This is a genomic window from Cohnella suwonensis (genome assembly GCF_042655365.1).
Taxonomy (GTDB): Bacteria; Bacillota; Bacilli; order Paenibacillales; family Paenibacillaceae; genus Cohnella; species Cohnella suwonensis.
This window is the reverse complement of the sequence record NZ_JBHSMH010000005.1, coordinates 425,839-441,132: the sequence shown is the minus strand read 5'-3', so window position 1 is coordinate 441,132 and position 15,294 is coordinate 425,839. Positions and strand designations below refer to the sequence as shown.

General features: G+C 57.2%; 19 protein-coding genes. 13 read left to right on the top strand and 6 right to left on the bottom strand.

Annotation, left to right across the window (positions count from 1 at the left end):
* Positions 1-95: 95 nt before the first annotated feature.
* The 3 genes from ACFPPD_RS04275 to ACFPPD_RS04265 all read left to right on the top strand — a co-directional run bounded on the left by ACFPPD_RS04275 (position 96) and on the right by ACFPPD_RS04265 (position 4,766).
* On the top strand, positions 96-2,141 hold the full coding sequence (locus ACFPPD_RS04275; RefSeq protein ID WP_209743449.1) for a beta-galactosidase: 2,046 nt from the start codon (positions 96-98) through the stop codon (positions 2,139-2,141).
* A 122-nt stretch (positions 2,142-2,263) separates the two neighbouring features.
* Positions 2,264-2,857: a zinc ribbon domain-containing protein gene (locus ACFPPD_RS04270; protein WP_209743447.1), complete on the top strand. Its 594-nt coding sequence runs from the start codon at positions 2,264-2,266 to the stop codon at positions 2,855-2,857.
* Between the two features lie 235 nt (positions 2,858-3,092).
* Positions 3,093-4,766, top strand: coding sequence for a PucR family transcriptional regulator (locus ACFPPD_RS04265; protein ID WP_209743445.1), 1,674 nt, complete (start codon positions 3,093-3,095; stop codon positions 4,764-4,766).
* Positions 4,767-5,083: 317 nt separating this feature from the next.
* On the opposite strand, the gene ACFPPD_RS04260 is transcribed toward ACFPPD_RS04265, so the two are convergent.
* From ACFPPD_RS04260 to ACFPPD_RS04240, 5 genes are read right to left on the bottom strand one after another with little or no spacing between them, the layout of a single operon-like run.
* Complete coding sequence (locus tag ACFPPD_RS04260; RefSeq protein WP_209743443.1) at positions 5,084-5,503, bottom strand: spore germination protein GerPE; 420 nt, start codon at positions 5,501-5,503, stop codon at positions 5,084-5,086.
* Positions 5,500-5,715 (bottom strand): spore gernimation protein GerPD, encoded by a 216-nt coding sequence (locus ACFPPD_RS04255; RefSeq protein ID WP_209743441.1) that lies wholly within the window; start codon positions 5,713-5,715, stop codon positions 5,500-5,502. Before ACFPPD_RS04255 ends, ACFPPD_RS04260 begins: the two co-directional genes overlap by 4 nt.
* 19 nt (positions 5,716-5,734) lie before the next feature.
* Positions 5,735-6,415: a spore germination protein GerPC gene (gene gerPC / locus ACFPPD_RS04250; protein WP_209743439.1), complete on the bottom strand. Its 681-nt coding sequence runs from the start codon at positions 6,413-6,415 to the stop codon at positions 5,735-5,737.
* 19 nt (positions 6,416-6,434) lie between these two features.
* Entirely contained in the window at positions 6,435-6,650 is a 216-nt protein-coding gene (locus ACFPPD_RS04245) for a spore germination protein GerPB (RefSeq protein WP_209743437.1), read from the bottom strand.
* Positions 6,651-6,890 carry a spore germination protein gene (locus ACFPPD_RS04240; RefSeq protein ID WP_209743435.1) on the bottom strand — a complete coding sequence of 80 codons (240 nt, stop codon included), beginning with the start codon at positions 6,888-6,890 and terminating at the stop codon, positions 6,651-6,653.
* Positions 6,891-7,033: 143 nt separating this feature from the next.
* Between ACFPPD_RS04240 and ACFPPD_RS04235 the strand changes: the two genes are divergently transcribed.
* Both ACFPPD_RS04235 and ACFPPD_RS04230 read left to right on the top strand, forming a co-directional pair.
* Entirely contained in the window at positions 7,034-7,519 is a 486-nt protein-coding gene (locus ACFPPD_RS04235) for a hypothetical protein (RefSeq protein ID WP_209743433.1), read from the top strand.
* Between the two features lie 200 nt (positions 7,520-7,719).
* Complete coding sequence (locus tag ACFPPD_RS04230) at positions 7,720-7,920, top strand: hypothetical protein (RefSeq protein WP_209743431.1); 201 nt, start codon at positions 7,720-7,722, stop codon at positions 7,918-7,920.
* A gap of 98 nt (positions 7,921-8,018) precedes the next feature.
* On the opposite strand, the gene ACFPPD_RS04225 is transcribed toward ACFPPD_RS04230, so the two are convergent.
* Positions 8,019-8,204 (bottom strand): hypothetical protein, encoded by a 186-nt coding sequence (locus ACFPPD_RS04225; RefSeq protein WP_209743429.1) that lies wholly within the window; start codon positions 8,202-8,204, stop codon positions 8,019-8,021.
* A gap of 55 nt (positions 8,205-8,259) precedes the next feature.
* On the opposite strand from ACFPPD_RS04225, the gene ACFPPD_RS04220 reads away from it, so the two are divergent.
* The 8 genes from ACFPPD_RS04220 to mntR all read left to right on the top strand — a co-directional run bounded on the left by ACFPPD_RS04220 (position 8,260) and on the right by mntR (position 15,274).
* On the top strand, positions 8,260-8,463 hold the full coding sequence (locus ACFPPD_RS04220) for a hypothetical protein (RefSeq protein ID WP_378081296.1): 204 nt from the start codon (positions 8,260-8,262) through the stop codon (positions 8,461-8,463).
* Positions 8,463-8,690 carry a membrane protein insertion efficiency factor YidD gene (yidD, locus tag ACFPPD_RS04215; protein ID WP_209743428.1) on the top strand — a complete coding sequence of 76 codons (228 nt, stop codon included), beginning with the start codon at positions 8,463-8,465 and terminating at the stop codon, positions 8,688-8,690. The genes ACFPPD_RS04220 and yidD overlap by 1 nt, the downstream gene beginning before the upstream one ends.
* Before the next feature lie 379 nt (positions 8,691-9,069).
* A complete protein-coding gene (gene metG / locus ACFPPD_RS04210; RefSeq protein ID WP_378081294.1) occupies positions 9,070-11,085 on the top strand; it encodes a methionine--tRNA ligase in 2,016 nt (671 codons plus the stop codon).
* A 198-nt stretch (positions 11,086-11,283) separates the two neighbouring features.
* The gene (locus ACFPPD_RS04205) at positions 11,284-12,243 is read left to right on the top strand and encodes a metal ABC transporter substrate-binding protein (RefSeq protein WP_209743423.1); all 960 of its coding nucleotides are present in this window, start codon (positions 11,284-11,286) and stop codon (positions 12,241-12,243) included.
* Positions 12,244-12,297: 54 nt separating this feature from the next.
* Positions 12,298-13,065: a metal ABC transporter ATP-binding protein gene (locus ACFPPD_RS04200; RefSeq protein WP_209743421.1), complete on the top strand. Its 768-nt coding sequence runs from the start codon at positions 12,298-12,300 to the stop codon at positions 13,063-13,065.
* 6 nt (positions 13,066-13,071) lie between these two features.
* Positions 13,072-13,875, top strand: coding sequence for a metal ABC transporter permease (locus ACFPPD_RS04195; protein WP_209743419.1), 804 nt, complete (start codon positions 13,072-13,074; stop codon positions 13,873-13,875).
* 60 nt (positions 13,876-13,935) lie between these two features.
* Positions 13,936-14,643, top strand: coding sequence for a cytochrome c biogenesis CcdA family protein (locus tag ACFPPD_RS04190; RefSeq protein WP_209743417.1), 708 nt, complete (start codon positions 13,936-13,938; stop codon positions 14,641-14,643).
* A 208-nt stretch (positions 14,644-14,851) separates the two neighbouring features.
* Positions 14,852-15,274 carry a transcriptional regulator MntR gene (gene mntR, locus ACFPPD_RS04185; protein WP_209743415.1) on the top strand — a complete coding sequence of 141 codons (423 nt, stop codon included), beginning with the start codon at positions 14,852-14,854 and terminating at the stop codon, positions 15,272-15,274.
* Positions 15,275-15,294 lie beyond the last annotated feature (20 nt).

Genomic DNA, 15,294 nt, shown 5'->3' with positions numbered 1-15,294 from the left:
TTCCGGTTTATTATATGGGATCGAATATTCTGTACTTATATAATAAACGTAGTAGCGACATTTTACGATATCAATCATACGACCGAGGTGCGACGATGATCAACGAACGGTTGCCGAAAATCTGGTACGGCGGCGATTATAATCCCGACCAGTGGGAGAAATCGGTATGGGACGAAGATTTGAGAATGTTTAAGCTTGCGGGCATCGACGTGGCGACGTTAAACGTATTCGCGTGGGCGAACAATCAACCGAGCGAAGACGCTTACGAATTCGGTTGGCTCGACGAAATGATGGACAAGCTGCACGCGGACGGCGTCGGCGTCTGTCTCGCCACGAGCACGGCCGCCCATCCCGCTTGGATGGCGCGGAAATATCCGGACATTACCCGCGTCGACTTCGACGGCAACAAGCGGAAGTTCGGAGGACGGCATAACTCGTGTCCGAACAGTCCGACATACCGGACGTATTCCGTGCGCATGGCGGAGAAGCTCGCGGAGCGGTACAAGGATCACCCGGCGTTGCTCATTTGGCATATTTCCAACGAATACGGCGGGCTTTGCTATTGCGACAATTGCGCGGCGGCTTTCCGCGTCTGGCTCCGCGGGCGGTACGGCAGCCTCGAGGCGCTCAATCGCGCTTGGAACGCCAGCTTCTGGGGACATACGTTCTACGACTGGGAAGAAGTCGTTCCGCCGAACGGGCTGAGCGAAGAATGGAGAAGCTGGAACGGCCGTACGGCGACGAACTTCCAGGGGATCTCGATCGATTACCGCCGATTCCAATCGGACAGCTTGCTGGAGTGTTATAAGCTGGAACGGGACGCCGTTAAAAAACTTACGCCCGACGTGCCTGTAACGACGAACTTGATGGGCGCGTATAAGGAGCTCGACTATCATAAGTGGGCAAAAGAGATGGACGTCGTCTCCTGGGATAACTATCCGGGTCTCGATACGCCCTACAGCTATACGGCGATGATGCACGATTTGATGCGCGGCCTGAAGGAAGGGCAACCGTTCATGCTCATGGAGCAGACGCCGAGCCAGCAGAACTGGCAGCCGTACAATTCGCTGAAACGGCCCGGCGTCATGAGGTTATGGAGTTATCAAGCCGTCGCGCGCGGAGCGGACACGGTCATGTTCTTCCAATTGCGCCGATCTATCGGCGCTTGCGAGAAGTATCACGGCGCCGTCATCGAGCACGTCGGCCACGAGCATACGCGAGTATTCAGGGAGAGCGCCGCGCTGGGCGGAGAGCTCGCGAAGCTCGGCGACGCCTTGCTCGATTCCCGCGTTCAGGCGAAGGTCGCGATCTTGTTCGATTGGGACAATTGGTGGGCGGTCGAGCTGTCGAGCGGCCCGACGATCGCTCTTAAGTACGTCGACGAACTCCATAAGCATTACGATGCGCTCTGGCGCGCCAATATCGCCGTCGACGTCGTCGGCGTCGACGCGGATTTGAGTGGGTACGACGTCGTCATCGCGCCGGTTCTCTACATGGTGAAGCCGGGAGCCGCGCGGCGGTTGGAGACGTTCGTCGAGGGCGGCGGCACGTTCTTGACGACGTTCTTCAGCGGCATCGTCGACGAAAGCGACCTGGTGACGCTGGGCGGCTATCCGGGCGAGCTGCGCAAGCTGCTCGGCATCTGGTCGGAGGAGATCGACGCCTTGCTGCCGACCCAAAGCAACCGGATCGTCCTTCGTTCGCCGGAAGGCGATCTTGCGCCGTCGTACGAATGCGGCATGCTTTGCGATCTGATACACCCGGAAAGCGCGGAGGTCGTCGCGGAATACGGGGAAGATTTCTACAAAGGCATGCCGGCGCTTACGAAGAACGCCTTCGGCAAAGGAGAGGCGTGGTACTTGGCGACGAGTCCGGAAGCGGCTTTCTTGCAAGAGTGGCTCCCGGCGCTGTGCGCGTCCCGCGGAATCGAGCCGCTCGTGGCCGACGCTCCCACCGCCGTCGAGACGACGGTCAGGGAAAAGGATGGCGTTCGGTACTTGTTCGTATTGAACCATAACCCGGAGCCTGCGCAAGTCGATCTGGGATCGTTCGCGGGAACCGACCTGTTAAGCGGCGGCAAGCTCGAGGGCGTCGCGACGCTGGCGGCTCGGGATCTGTGGATCGTTCGGCAGGAAGCGTAATTTCGTTAAAACCGTCCGTTCTTCGCCAAAAGGCGGGAACGGGCGGTTTTTTTTTTGGGCTTCGGAACCATGTAACGTCGGCCGTCGTATGAGATAATAAGAGTCAGAAAGGAGTGGTAGGCATGAATTTTTTCAAGAAACTGACCGATACGGTAAGCAAAGGGGTCGCTACGGCGACGGAGAAAGCGCAGCAAACGGTCGAGATCACGAAGTTGCACGCCCAAATATCGAGCAAGCGCAAGGAAGTCGATAAATTGTTCGCCTCGATCGGCGAATCCGTATACGAGGCCGTCGCGGCTGGCAACTTGTTGACTGCGGAAACGGAAGTGCTGCGCCGTTCCGAGGAGATCGCCGTCATTCGCGCAGAAATCGCCGGTTTACAAGATCGGATCAAGGCGATCCGCAACGAGAAAGATTGCGAATGCGGCAAGCTAGTGGCGGAAGACGCGAGGTTCTGCCCTTCATGCGGTCGCGAGTTCCCGGCGCCCGTTGCCGCGGAGGAGCCGTCCGAACGGCCGGAGCAGAACGTGGACGCGTTCGGGACGAACGAGTCGGAGGTGGAGGTTTCCTCGGTGTCTGGTCGAGTATCCTTGGAGAAGGCGACGGACGAAGGCGCATCCGCTTACGTCGATAACCGTATCAAATGCCGGCATTGCGAAACGCCGCTTTACGCGGACAGCCACTATTGCCCGGCTTGCGGTCAACCGACCCAATAACCCCTCCGTCAATCGATTCCCGAGAAGACCGACCCTAACGGCATGAGGCCGACGGGGTCGGTCTTTTGCGATTCCGGGAAAATCTTTCCTGAAACTAGCGATGTTCGCTAAAGACATTTTCGCGATTATGTAATAAAATATAACATTATAGAGCAGCTTTTTTATTTCTATCGTTTAAGATGTTATATTATATGACACAAAACAGAATTCGGGATTGCATGAAGGAGGTACCCTCATGGCGATGATGCCGCGCAAAGATAAGCTATCTGCCACGCCGATTTCGAACGTACAGTTCACGGTCAAGGATATGATTGGCATACCGCTGCTGAAAGGCGCGCGTTTACTTACCGGTGATAAAGGCGTTTCCCGTCCGATCACGGCCGTCAACGTCGCGGACGGAAACGGAGTGAATCTGACCCGGCCGGGCGAGTTTCTGATGGCCGCCGACTATCCGTACCGCGACGAACCGGACCGATTGCTCCGCCTCGTGCCGGAGCTGGCCAGAAACGGCGTCGCGGCGATCGGCATCCGAACGGGAGACGACTCCGCAGATGTGCCTCGCGATGTCGTAGAAGAAGCGGAGAGATACGGCTTGCCGTTGTTGGCGCTTCCCGGCGACTGCGGCATTTCCGAGCTTGCCGTCGCCGTCATGGAGAACGTGCTCGCTCTCGAGACGTCGCAAATTTCCGAGCTTCAGCGTCGTATCCAAGCGATGTCCCGGTTTCTGTTGGAAGGCAAAGGCATCTTCGGCATGCTGGACGCGATGGAAGACCTGCTGGACAATCCGGTGGCGATCGTTCGCGAGAACGACAAGCCATGGCTTTCCGCCTCTTTGCGGGTCAAGGAGCCATCCGAGCTTTGGCCGCTTCTGCAATCCCTCGCGTATCGCCAAGTCTCGCGCGGAGCGGGCAACGGATTCGCCATGCTTCAAGGGTCGTTTCGCGTCTATGCGCGGGAAATTCCGCAAGGACGGGGCAGGCAAGCTTGCCTCGTGCTCGTCGAACGAAGTCGCGACATTCGCGCGATAGACGCGCTAAGCGTCGATCGGATGGCGCCGCTTGTCGGGGTGGAGCTCGCCAACGTCGAGGCGGTTAGAGAAGTCGAGGGCAAATATTTGGATCAATTCGTGCAGGATTGGCTTACGGGAAAGATCGTCTCGGATAACGATTGGAAACTTCGCGCGGACGTATGCGGCTGCGTCGTCCCGGAAGGCGTGCCGATGTGCGCCTTGCTCGTAGGCATGCAGCGGCGCGATCCGGCCGAGAAGCTCAAGGAGACTGCGCGAAGATTGCGTTCGGAGCTGGTTCGTGCCGCGGAAGGGGTGCTCGTTTCGCCGGTCGGCGATGACTTGGCGATCGTCGTGCCTGTACCGGAATCCGCGGGCGACGGAACGTCCAAAGCGGCGGAAGCGGTGTCCGCCAAGCTGCTGGAGGAGCTTCGTTCGTTGCTCGGGGATAAAGAGCTTCGATTGTACGCCGGAAGGACGTTCGGACGCGCCGAAGGTTTGCCGGCCAGTTGGTCGCAGGCGGTCCGCGCGAGGCAGGTAGCCGAAGTGTGCGGCTTGCCGGGAGATATCGTCCATTACGACAAGCTCGGCGTCTATTCGCTGCTTTATTTGATTCCGCCCGGCGACGAGAGGGAGCAGTTTCTGAATCGTTACGCGATTCCGCTGCAATTGGCGGATCGCAAAGGCGGCGGCCGGCTCGTGGAGACGCTCGAAATGTTCTTTCGTTGCAACGGCAACATCAAGCTGACGTCGGAGAAGCTGTACGCCCACTACAACACGATCGTCTACCGTCTGGAGAAAGCGCAATCGATTCTAGGCGTTTCTCTGGACGATCCGGAAGATCGGCTTCAATTGCATTTGGCGCTGAAGCTCGTGCAAATTACGCCGTCCCCGACGGCTTAGCCTCAAGTTGCAAGACGCGCGCGAAAAACCCCTTCGGCCGAAGGGGTTTTTCGCGCGTATGCGGTTCGTTTCAAGAAATTAGCTTTGTATTAGTAGCCAGCGCGAAGGATGATGACCAAGAGAATAAAGAGAACCAGTGCGAAAGCAGCTGCTCCCATGCCTCCGTGTCCGCAACCGCAACCTGTACCTACACCTGCAACCGGGTAACCCATCTTTAGAAAACCTCCCGAAGTTTTGTTTGTTTGTGATGGCGAATCACAATGTCAGCATATGGTGGGGGGCATTCAGTCTCCTGTACGTTTGTACCGGAAGGATGCTTATTCCTCGTATTTCAGCGAATGTCCCGGGTTCGGAACGAGCGCGAGATCGTTGAAATGGCGAATGTTCTTGATCCGGGATTCCGCATCGACCGGGCCGCCGGAACCGGCGCGCAGCAAGGAGGACGAAGAAACGCCGAGCATGTACATCCACCCGACGCGGATGTCGGGGCAGTCGGTCGAGCGGCTGTCGAACGCGACCTCGTCGCAAGGCTCCAATCGGAGTCTCGGCATGTAGAAAAGCGGATACGATTCGAATTTGAATTCGTCGTCCGCGTAATTGGAGATTTTACGCTGAACGGCGAGCGCCTTCGTGCGAAGCGTCGAGGCGCCGCCGTCCCCGAATTGAACGATGCCGGAAGAACTGACCGTATTGACGAACACGCAACCGATTATGGACGCTCGCGGCCCGATGCTCATTCCTCCTCCTCCTCCTCCTCCTCCGGAGGTACCGGCATCGGCGCGAGAGGACCGACGATGACCGATTCGGGAGGGGTGTCGAAATAGGAATAAAGCGAGAAGGATTCCGTATCCCCGATAAGGAGTGCGGACGAACTCGATACGCCGACGAGCGTTATGCAGTCGACTTTGACGGGACCGTTGTTGACGTTTAACGTTATCGCGTTGCCCATGCTTCCATAACCCGCCTTTCTATCGGCGTTGCGGTTGCGCTGCCGAAGGTTGCTGCCGTTTTTGTTTGTTCAAATAATCCGAGAAGGCGGCTTTGACGTCCGCTCTCGTCTTCCCGAGAACGTCTTCGCGCCATTTGCGCTTCTCCTCGTCCGTTCCGGATGCCGGATATTTCGTCTTCCTGGCGTAATAATGGACGCGTCCGCCCACTTGATTCTCCACGTCCTCGACGACCCTCCGGCGATGCTCCGCGCCGAGCGGATATTCGAACTGCCGTTCCATCTCGAGCAGCGCGCTTTCGCCGTTCGCACCCATCTCCTCCAGCGCCGTCCGTTGCAAGTCTTTGATCAGCTCGTCGGGCGGTTCGTCCTTTTCGTTCGCGTTGTCGCTGGGCACCGAATTGACTTGAAAGCATGAGGGATCCGGCGTCGAAAGTTGTTCGATATCCTGAATGCCTTGCGGGGAAATGCCGACGTTCAGCGTGCCTTCCAGCCGGTTGACCTTGAGCTGGTCGAAATGGTATTCGATATGGACCGGCTGTTTCGCCGACAATTCGTCTATGCGCTTCTGCATGCCGGCGACCTGGTTCGTCACGCGCTGCAGCGCGGTTTCGGTCATGATGAGCCGCTGCAGCAACGACGGCCAGTCTTGAGGATAGACGTAAGGCGCGGTCTGCCGCTCCTCTTGAGAACGCGTATTCATCGGCACCCCCCCTTTCGGATTAAGTCGGATTGGGCAACGGCACGAGCGATAAGGCTTGAGAAGCCGCGCCGAGCTCGGTCAGCTCCGGCGCGGGTTCCTTGAATCCGCCGGTATTGTAAAGCTGCGAAAGACTTTGGATGCTTCCGGCGCTGCCGATCTGGAGGACGGAGGAGTTCGTGATGCCGTCTATGCGAAGCTGCCCGATCGTGATCGTTTGCTGAACGTTCCATATCATTTAGATTACCCCCGAATTGCCGCCGATAGTGTTCTGCGTGGAGTCTTCTACGTCAGGATCGTTCGTGTTCGTCGCGCTGATGGCGTTGTTCGTGCGGGATAAATCCCCGGTCAGGAACGAGCCCGCCCCGGCGTAGGTTTTGGAACTGCTCGAAGGAGAAATCTGAAGCGTATCCCCGAACTGAACGACGCCGCTGCCGCCGACGCTTAGTATTTTGACGTTGCCGACAATGCAAGGCATGGGCAATGCGACTCCTTCGCTGTAGGGTCATGGAACAGTGTATGAAGGCGAGCGCCCAGAGGTTCGTTACCGGGAAGCCGTGCACGGAGGGACGTTCATGGGCATATGTATAGAAGCAACGAATCGTCGAAGGGGGGATCCCGGTGGGGTCTTTTTTCGATAGCGGTCCTCTTCCGGATTGGAAAGACGTCCAGCAGTGGCTGGGCAAGGAAATCCCTTGGAAGCTGGCGGAGAAATGGGACCGGCGAGGAGACTCGGGCTGGCTCGACCAATACGTGAAAAACATATTGCAGCACGGGAAAGACGGAGCGCGAATCCACGCGAACGCGAACGGGAAAACAGGCCCAAGCGCCAACGCGCGCGCCGACGTGAAGCGGGATGCGAAGACGGTGACCGTCACGTTGCGCCTTGCGCCTTCTGTCCAATTGCGCCACCTCCAGCTGTTCGTCACTTCCGAAAGATTAAAGATTACGGGACTTCCGGACGACGAGAAGAAGCTCGTTAAATTCCCATGTCTCGTCTTTCCTCGATCCGGCCGGGCGGATATGACCGGCGACGGGATCGTCGTCATCCGCTTCAAGAGAAAGCCTCCGGAAAAGTTGGAACACGAATTGTTTATTCGGCAATAGCGAGACGACATTTTTGCTTGGAATATCGGAAAGTATCCGTTTTCGATTTCTTCCGACTCTTCCGATACTGTCGCAAAGCTTCTTCGGCGTCTAATAGGACGCCGAAGACATTTTTGCTTGTCCGGCGGGAAATCGGTATAATGCTAGAGACAAAATAGAGCCGGAATGTCGAGGCGCACAGGCTTGAAGGAGGATTTTCGGTGGATTTGGTTAACGTAGAGGACGTTTCCCCCGCGTTGTTCGTGACGGGAATCGTGTTCATTCTGATGATCGGCTCGTTTCTGAGCTTGGGCGTTCTTCGGTTTTTCCAATTGAAGAAACGCCAGGGCGGCATTTACATGGGCTTGTCCGTTCTTTCGTTCGTCGGGCTTCTGGTCGCGGTAGAGGCGTGGTTCGTCTAGACGGGTCGCCCGCGCGAGGCGCGAAAAAGCCGATCGCTCCAGCCGGGCTGGATCGGTCGGCTTTCGACGTCTTAAATGTCTCTTGCGGACGTTCGACGTCAGGAGGCCGCGCTCTCCGGAGAAATCGCCGCAATAGACGTCTTTAACGAAACGGTCGTCACGTGGTTATACACCGGCACGCAGTGGTGTCTACGGACGACTTGGATCTGATGGATAACGTCGACTTGTTGCGGGTGGTAATAGTCTATGGGGCTCGCCCGAATTGCGCGGTTCGTTTGACGCAATAGTTGATTTCCGGCATAGTAGAAAATACGAAGCGGAAATGCGGAGGGAAGCCCTGTGGGGACGACGGACGAAATCATGCAACATCATCATATGATTTGCCTGAACTGCGAGAAGACGCTGCCGATCCGTTTCTGCCCGATGTCGGAAACCGACGTGCCGGGAGGCTTCCGGGTCGTCAAACATAAATTCGAAGTGTTCGGCTATTGCGGAACTTGCGCGGAAGCGCCGGCCCAATCGTCCTCCGGACGCGAAAGCTGATGCGTATCGCGAGAATGACGCTGCAAGCCCCGATCCGCTTTTACCGGGCATACATATCGCCGCTTACTCCGCCGTCCTGCAGGTTCCTGCCGACATGCTCGGCCTATGCCTTGGAAGCGATCGAAGTGCACGGCGCGTTAAAAGGATCATACTTGGCGGCGCGAAGAATCGGCAAATGCCATCCGTTTCACAAGGGGGGCTACGACCCGGTGCCGCCCAAGAAATGACAAGTACGATTTGACAAAGCGACGCGGATCGGGTATATTTTGCGCATTGAAACATTCATATCACTTCTTGTGATGGGATAAGTACGGGGAATCGCGCCTATTTCAGAGAGCCGGGGAAGCTGGGAACCGGCATAGGACGGCTTCGGAAAATGGTCCCGGAGGAATCGGCTTCGAGCGAGTTCCGTCCGCATGCGCGGACCGGTTACCGTAAGAGGACGACGCGGGTCCGGCGTTAACGGACGTCGTACAAGAGCCTTCGCGAGCGGATATCCGCCGGCGAGGGGAAATTGGGTGGTACCACGTGAGCGTCGCTCCCGTCCCATGCGGACGGGAGCTTTTTGCATTTAAAAACCGATCACAATTCGAGGAGATGGCCGGAATGACCGACAGCAACAAAACGTTCTATATTACGACGCCGATCTACTACCCGAGCGATAAGCTGCATATCGGGCACGCCTACACGACGGTGGCGGGAGACGCGATGGCGCGCTACAAGAGGCTTAGAGGATTCGAAGTCCGCTACTTGACGGGGACGGACGAACACGGCCAGAAGATCGAACGCAAGGCGCAGGAAGCGGGCAAGACGCCGCAGCAATTCATCGACGACATCGTCGTCGGCATCAAGGAACTGTGGCGCAAGCTGGATATCTCGAACGACGACTTCATCCGGACGACGGAGCCCCGGCACAAGGAAGTCGTTCAGAAGATCTTCGACCGCTTGCTGGAACAGGGCGATATTTACAAGGGAGAGTACGAAGGCTGGTACAGCATTCCCGACGAGACGTTCTACACGGAGACGCAATTAACGGACGTCGTTAGGGGCGAGAAGGGCGAAGTCGTCGGAGGCAAAAGCCCGGACAGCGGCCACCCGGTCGAGCTCGTCAAGGAAGAATCGTACTTCTTCCGGATGAGCAAATACGCGGATCGGTTGTTGGCCTATTACGAAGACCATCCGCACTTCATCCAACCGGAGTCGCGCAAGACGGAGATGATCAACAACTTCATCAAGCCCGGACTTGAAGACTTGGCCGTCTCCCGCACGACGTTCAACTGGGGCATTCCCGTTCCCCGGGATCCGAAGCATGTCATCTACGTCTGGATCGACGCACTCTCGAACTATATTACGGCGCTCGGTTACGGCACGGACGACGACGGCCTGTACCGCAAATTCTGGCCGGCGAACGTGCATCTCGTCGGCAAGGAAATCGTCCGCTTCCATACGATTTATTGGCCGATCATGCTGATGGCGCTCGGGGAGCCGCTACCGGAGAAGGTGTTCGCCCACGGTTGGCTGCTCATGAAGGACGGCAAAATGTCCAAATCGAAAGGCAACGTCGTCGATCCGGCGAAGCTGATCGAGCATTTCGGCCTCGACGCGGTGCGCTATTACTTACTTCGCGAAGTGCCGTTCGGAGCGGACGGCGCGTTCACGCCGGAAAACTTCGTCGAACGCATCAACTTCGACCTCGCCAACGACCTAGGCAACTTGCTTAACCGGACGATCGCGATGATCGACAAGTACTTCGACGGAACCGTTCCGGCATATGCGGGCGGAGCGACCGAATTCGACGCCGATCTGGAGCAAACGGCAAGATCGACGGTCGAGAAGGTAGAGGCGGCGATGGAGAATATGGAATTCTCCGTGGCGCTAAGCGCGATCTGGGCGTTCGTAGGACGCACGAACAAGTACATCGACGAGACGAAGCCTTGGGCGCTCGCCAAGGAAGAATCGAATCGGAACGCGCTCGCGTCCGTCATGGGGCACCTCGCGGAAAGCTTGCGTTACGTCTCGATCCTGATCCAGCCTTTCTTGACGAAGACGCCTTCTCTGATCTGGTCTCAGCTCGGCATCTCGCAAGGCGAAGCGACGGCTTGGGAAAGCCTGAGAACGTTCGGGACGGCGATCGCGGGAACGAAGACGAGCAAGGGTGATCCGATCTTCCCTCGCTTGGAATTGGCAGACGAAGTCGCCTTCATTACCGGAACGATGGCGGGAGGCGCCGCGAAGCCGCAAGAACAAGCTGCGGAAGTTACGACGCCTTCGATTGACGGAGAAACGCCGGAGCTCGCGCCGGAAATCTCGATCGACGACTTCATGAAAGTCGAGCTTCGCGTGGCGCAGGTCGTCGCTTGCGAACCGATTCCGAAAGCCGACAAGCTGCTGAAGCTGCAGCTCGATCTCGGCTTCGAGCGCCGGCAAGTCGTCTCCGGCATCGCGAAGTTCTATAAGCCGGAAGAGTTGATCGGGCGCAAGGTCATCTGCGTGACGAACTTGAAGCCGGTCAAGCTGCGCGGCGAAATGTCGCAAGGCATGGTTCTGGCCGCTTCCCAAGGCGACCGATTAACGCTCGCGACCGTGCCGGAAGGCATGCCTAACGGCGCGATCGTGAAATAACGGCCGATCCGGACCGTTCCCCTAGCAAGTCCGACAACACCCTCCAGCATGGCAACCGAAGCGCGCCCGAAGCGTGCCGGATGGCCATACTAGAGGGTGTTGTTTTTACGGATTCGACTTTGCGAGTTGACAGTTCGCCGGGCTTGCGTCTATAATTCGGAATGTTAATAATAATTATTACGATTAAGGGGAACGACCATGAAACGTAACGTACATTTCCGGCTGGCGATCGCGCTCGGCCTATCGATGATTGTTAGCGTCATTTCGGGATGCGGAGGCACATCGAGCGCCGCGGACGGCGAAGGCAAGGTCAAAGTCGTCACGAGCTTCTATCCTCTCTATTATTTCTCGAAGGAAATCGGCGGAGAAGACGCGTCCGTCACGAACCTCATTCCGGCCGGCGTCGAACCGCACGATTGGACGCCGAAGAGCAAAGACTTGACGGCGCTGACAAAAGCGCGTTTGTTCGTCTATAACGGCGCGGGCCTGGAGGGCTGGGTCGAGGACTTCCTTCACGGCGCCGGGTCCGGTAGCGACGTCATTAGAGTAGAAGCGAGCAAGGGAGTCGACCTGATCCAAGGCAATCCCGAAGAAGACGAAGAAGATCATGACCACGGCCATGAAAAAGGCGGCCTCGATGTCGATCCGCACACGTGGGTTAGCCCCCGATCGGCGATGATGATGGCGACGAACATCAAGGATGCTTACGTGAAGGCGGATCCTGGCCATGCCGCCGGATACGAATCTAGATATGCCGATCTGACGGCAAGGCTCAAGCAACTCGACGCCAAGCTCGTCGCAGGCTTATCGGGCTTCTCACGCAAAGACATCGTCGTCTCCCATCAAGCTTTCGGCTACTTGTGCCGCGATTACGGCCTCAATCAGATCGCGATTCTGGGGCTTTCGCCGGAAGCGGAGCCTCGCGCTCAGGACTTAATCGAGATCGCGAAGTTCGTGAAGAAAAACAAAATACCTTACATCTTCTTCGAGGAACTCGTATCAGAGCGGCTGGCGAACACGCTTGCTAGCGAGGCGGGAGTAAAGACTCTCGTGCTGAACCCGATGGAAGGATTGACGCCGGAGCAAGAGAAAGCCGGGGACGATTATTTCACACTCAGCGAACGCAATCTTGAAAACTTGCGGAAGGCTCTCGGGTAATCTAACATAGAATAGACGAAGGCGATATCGCCCGGAAGAACAGGAGCGCCAGCCATGAACGAATTCGCAAAGCCGCAGGCCGGCTGCCATCGGGAAATAGTCCGCCTGGACGGCGTATCGTACGCATACGATTCCCAGACGATCCTATCAGACGTCAGCTTCAAGATTTTGGAAAGGGACTTCGTCGGCTTGATCGGCGCCAACGGCGCGGGCAAGACAACGCTGCTCAGGATGATCGTCGGCCTGACCCGACCCCAGCAAGGTTCGATTACGTTGTTCGGCAAGCCGGCATCGCAATTCAAGGAATGGAATGATATCGGTTACGTTCCGCAACGGAGCCACTTCAATCCGCTTTTTCCTGCCACGGTCCGGGAAGTCGTCCTATCCGGCATGTACGGGCGGCAGAAGCTGTTCCGCCGGCTAAGCAAAACCGATATCGGCCGTAGCGAGGACGCGCTCGGCGCGATGAAGATCGGCGACTTGGCGAACAAGAAGATCGGCGCCTTGTCCGGAGGCCAGCAGCAACGGGTGTTTCTGGCGAGGGCGCTCATCAACAACCCGAAGCTGCTCATTCTGGACGAGCCTCTGACCGGCATCGACGTCGAGACGCAACAAAGCTTTTTCCATATGATCAAGCACATGCACCAAAGGCATAACATCACGTTCTTGATGGTGTCCCACGACATGGAGATGGTCCGCTCTTACTTGGGGCAGGAACCGAAGGAACGGAGCGGCAAGCTGTCGTTCTACGTTCGCCATTCTCATGACCTGGACGACTGCGACGGAACGGACTTGCTGCATTCGCTGCGGAAGGAAGGGTAACCCGGCGTGGATTTATTAACGTTTGAATTTTTTCAGCGGGCGTTGATCGGCGGGGCGCTCATCGCGATCACTGCGCCTCTCATGGGGCTTTTCCTTGTGCTGAGGCGGCTCGCGATGATCGGGGACACGCTGGCTCACGTCAGCATCGCCGGCGTCGCCCTCGGTTTCTTGATCAACGTATACCCGGTAGTGGTGGGGTTGGCGTTCGCGATCGCGGCTTCGTTCGCCATCGAATTCATCCGGCGGGCGTATCGCACTTATGCCGAATTATCACTCGCCATTATTATGTCCGGTGGCATTGGTCTCGCCTCGATCTTGTTCACGATGGGCAAAGGCTTTAATCTGGACGTCATTTCGTATTTGTTCGGCAACATTTATACGCTCAACCAGGTCGATATCGGCGTCATCGGAGCGATCACAGTCGTCGTGCTCGCCCTCGTGCTGCTTCACAAGAAGGAACTGTTCCTGCTCACATTCGACGAGGACGCGGCGGCGGTCAGCGGCTTGCCCGTCAAATACTTCAATATCATGCTTAGCATATTGACGGCGCTCGTGATCAGCGCCTCGATCAAGACCGTCGGCGCGTTGCTCGTGTCCGCACTTTTGACGGTGCCTGCCGCATGTGGCTTGACGCTCGCCCGAAGCTTCAAACAAGCGGTCGTGCTCGTCGTCGTCATCGGCGAAGTCGCCGTACTCGCCGGCTTGTGGATCGCCGGCGTCGCGAACTTGGCGCCTGGCGGCACGATCGTTCTGTTGCTCATCTCCGTGCTGATTGCGTCGATGCTGTTCCGTCGTCTCAGGGGAGCATAGCCTAACGGCATCGATGATATATCGGGCGGCCGTCGTCGCCCAAAGGGAGGACTTCAAGACATGGCAGACGTGAACGTCGGAATCGCGGCGGCCGCGGGGCTCGCTTCTTTCATATCCCCGTGCTGCTTGCCGCTCTATCCGGCTTACTTATCTTACATAACGGGAGTATCCGTGTCGCAGATCAAGACGGACACGAGCCGGAGCATGAGGTTCAAGACGATGAGCCACACCTTCTTCTTCATTCTCGGCTTCTCCGCCGTCTTCTTCGCGCTCGGCTACGGCTCGAACGTGTTCGCGGACGTGTTCCGCGACCATCAGGACACGATCCGCAAGCTTTCCGCCATCTTCATCGTGCTCATGGGCCTGTTCCTGGCCGGCGTGTTCCAACCGCAGCTTCTCATGAAGGAGCGCAAGATTCAGATGAACTGGAAGCCGGCCGGTTACTTGGGCTCGTTCGTGTTCGGCATCGGCTTCTCGGCGGGGTGGTCGCCTTGCATCGGACCGATCCTGGGTTCGATCCTCATGCTCGCGGCAAGCCATCCCGGCACGTGGGCCGGCTTGACGACGGCGTATTCCCTCGGGTTCGCGATTCCGTTTTTCGTGCTTGCCTTCTTCCTGGGAACGGCTCGTTGGATATTGACGTATTCGAACTTGTTGATGAAGATCGGCGGCGCGCTCATGATCGTCATGGGCATTCTGCTGTTCACGGACCGGATGACGACGATTACGATTTGGCTGCAAGGCATTACGCCGAAGTGGCTCGGATAAGATAAGCTTCCGGAATAATTCGAAGAAGCGCTCCGCGATGAATTCGCGGAGCGCTTCCGCTTGTTCGTCGGGATAGCCGTATGTAATCTGTCCCCGGCGGCCCTACGGCTAGTATGCGAATTGCGATCCGGTACGATTCTTTTCGACAGTCGGACTTGCTCCCGAACCTCGCAGAGGTGTATGATATTGAAGGAAAGGGGGATTAGCTTTGCCGACCCCAAGCATGGAAGATTATTTGGAACGAATTTACCGGCTGATCGAGGAGAAGGGCTATGCCCGCGTATCCGACATCGCCGAGGGTCTGGAAGTTCATCCTTCATCGGTAACGAAGATGATCCAGAAGCTCGATAAGGACAATTACCTCATTTACGAGAAGTACCGCGGACTCGTCCTGACGAACAAAGGCAAGAAGACGGGCAAAAGGCTCATGGACCGGCATCATCTCTTGGAGACGTTTTTGCACATCATCGGCGTGCAGGAAGACAAGATATACGGAGACGTGGAAGGCATCGAGCACCACTTGAGCTGGGACTCCATTACGTGCATCGAGACTCTCGTCGAATACTTCAACCGGGATCCTTCCCGCGGGGAAGAATTGAGCCGTCTGCGCGCGGAGTTGGACAACGAGTAACCGGTGCCGCCGGCGAGCTT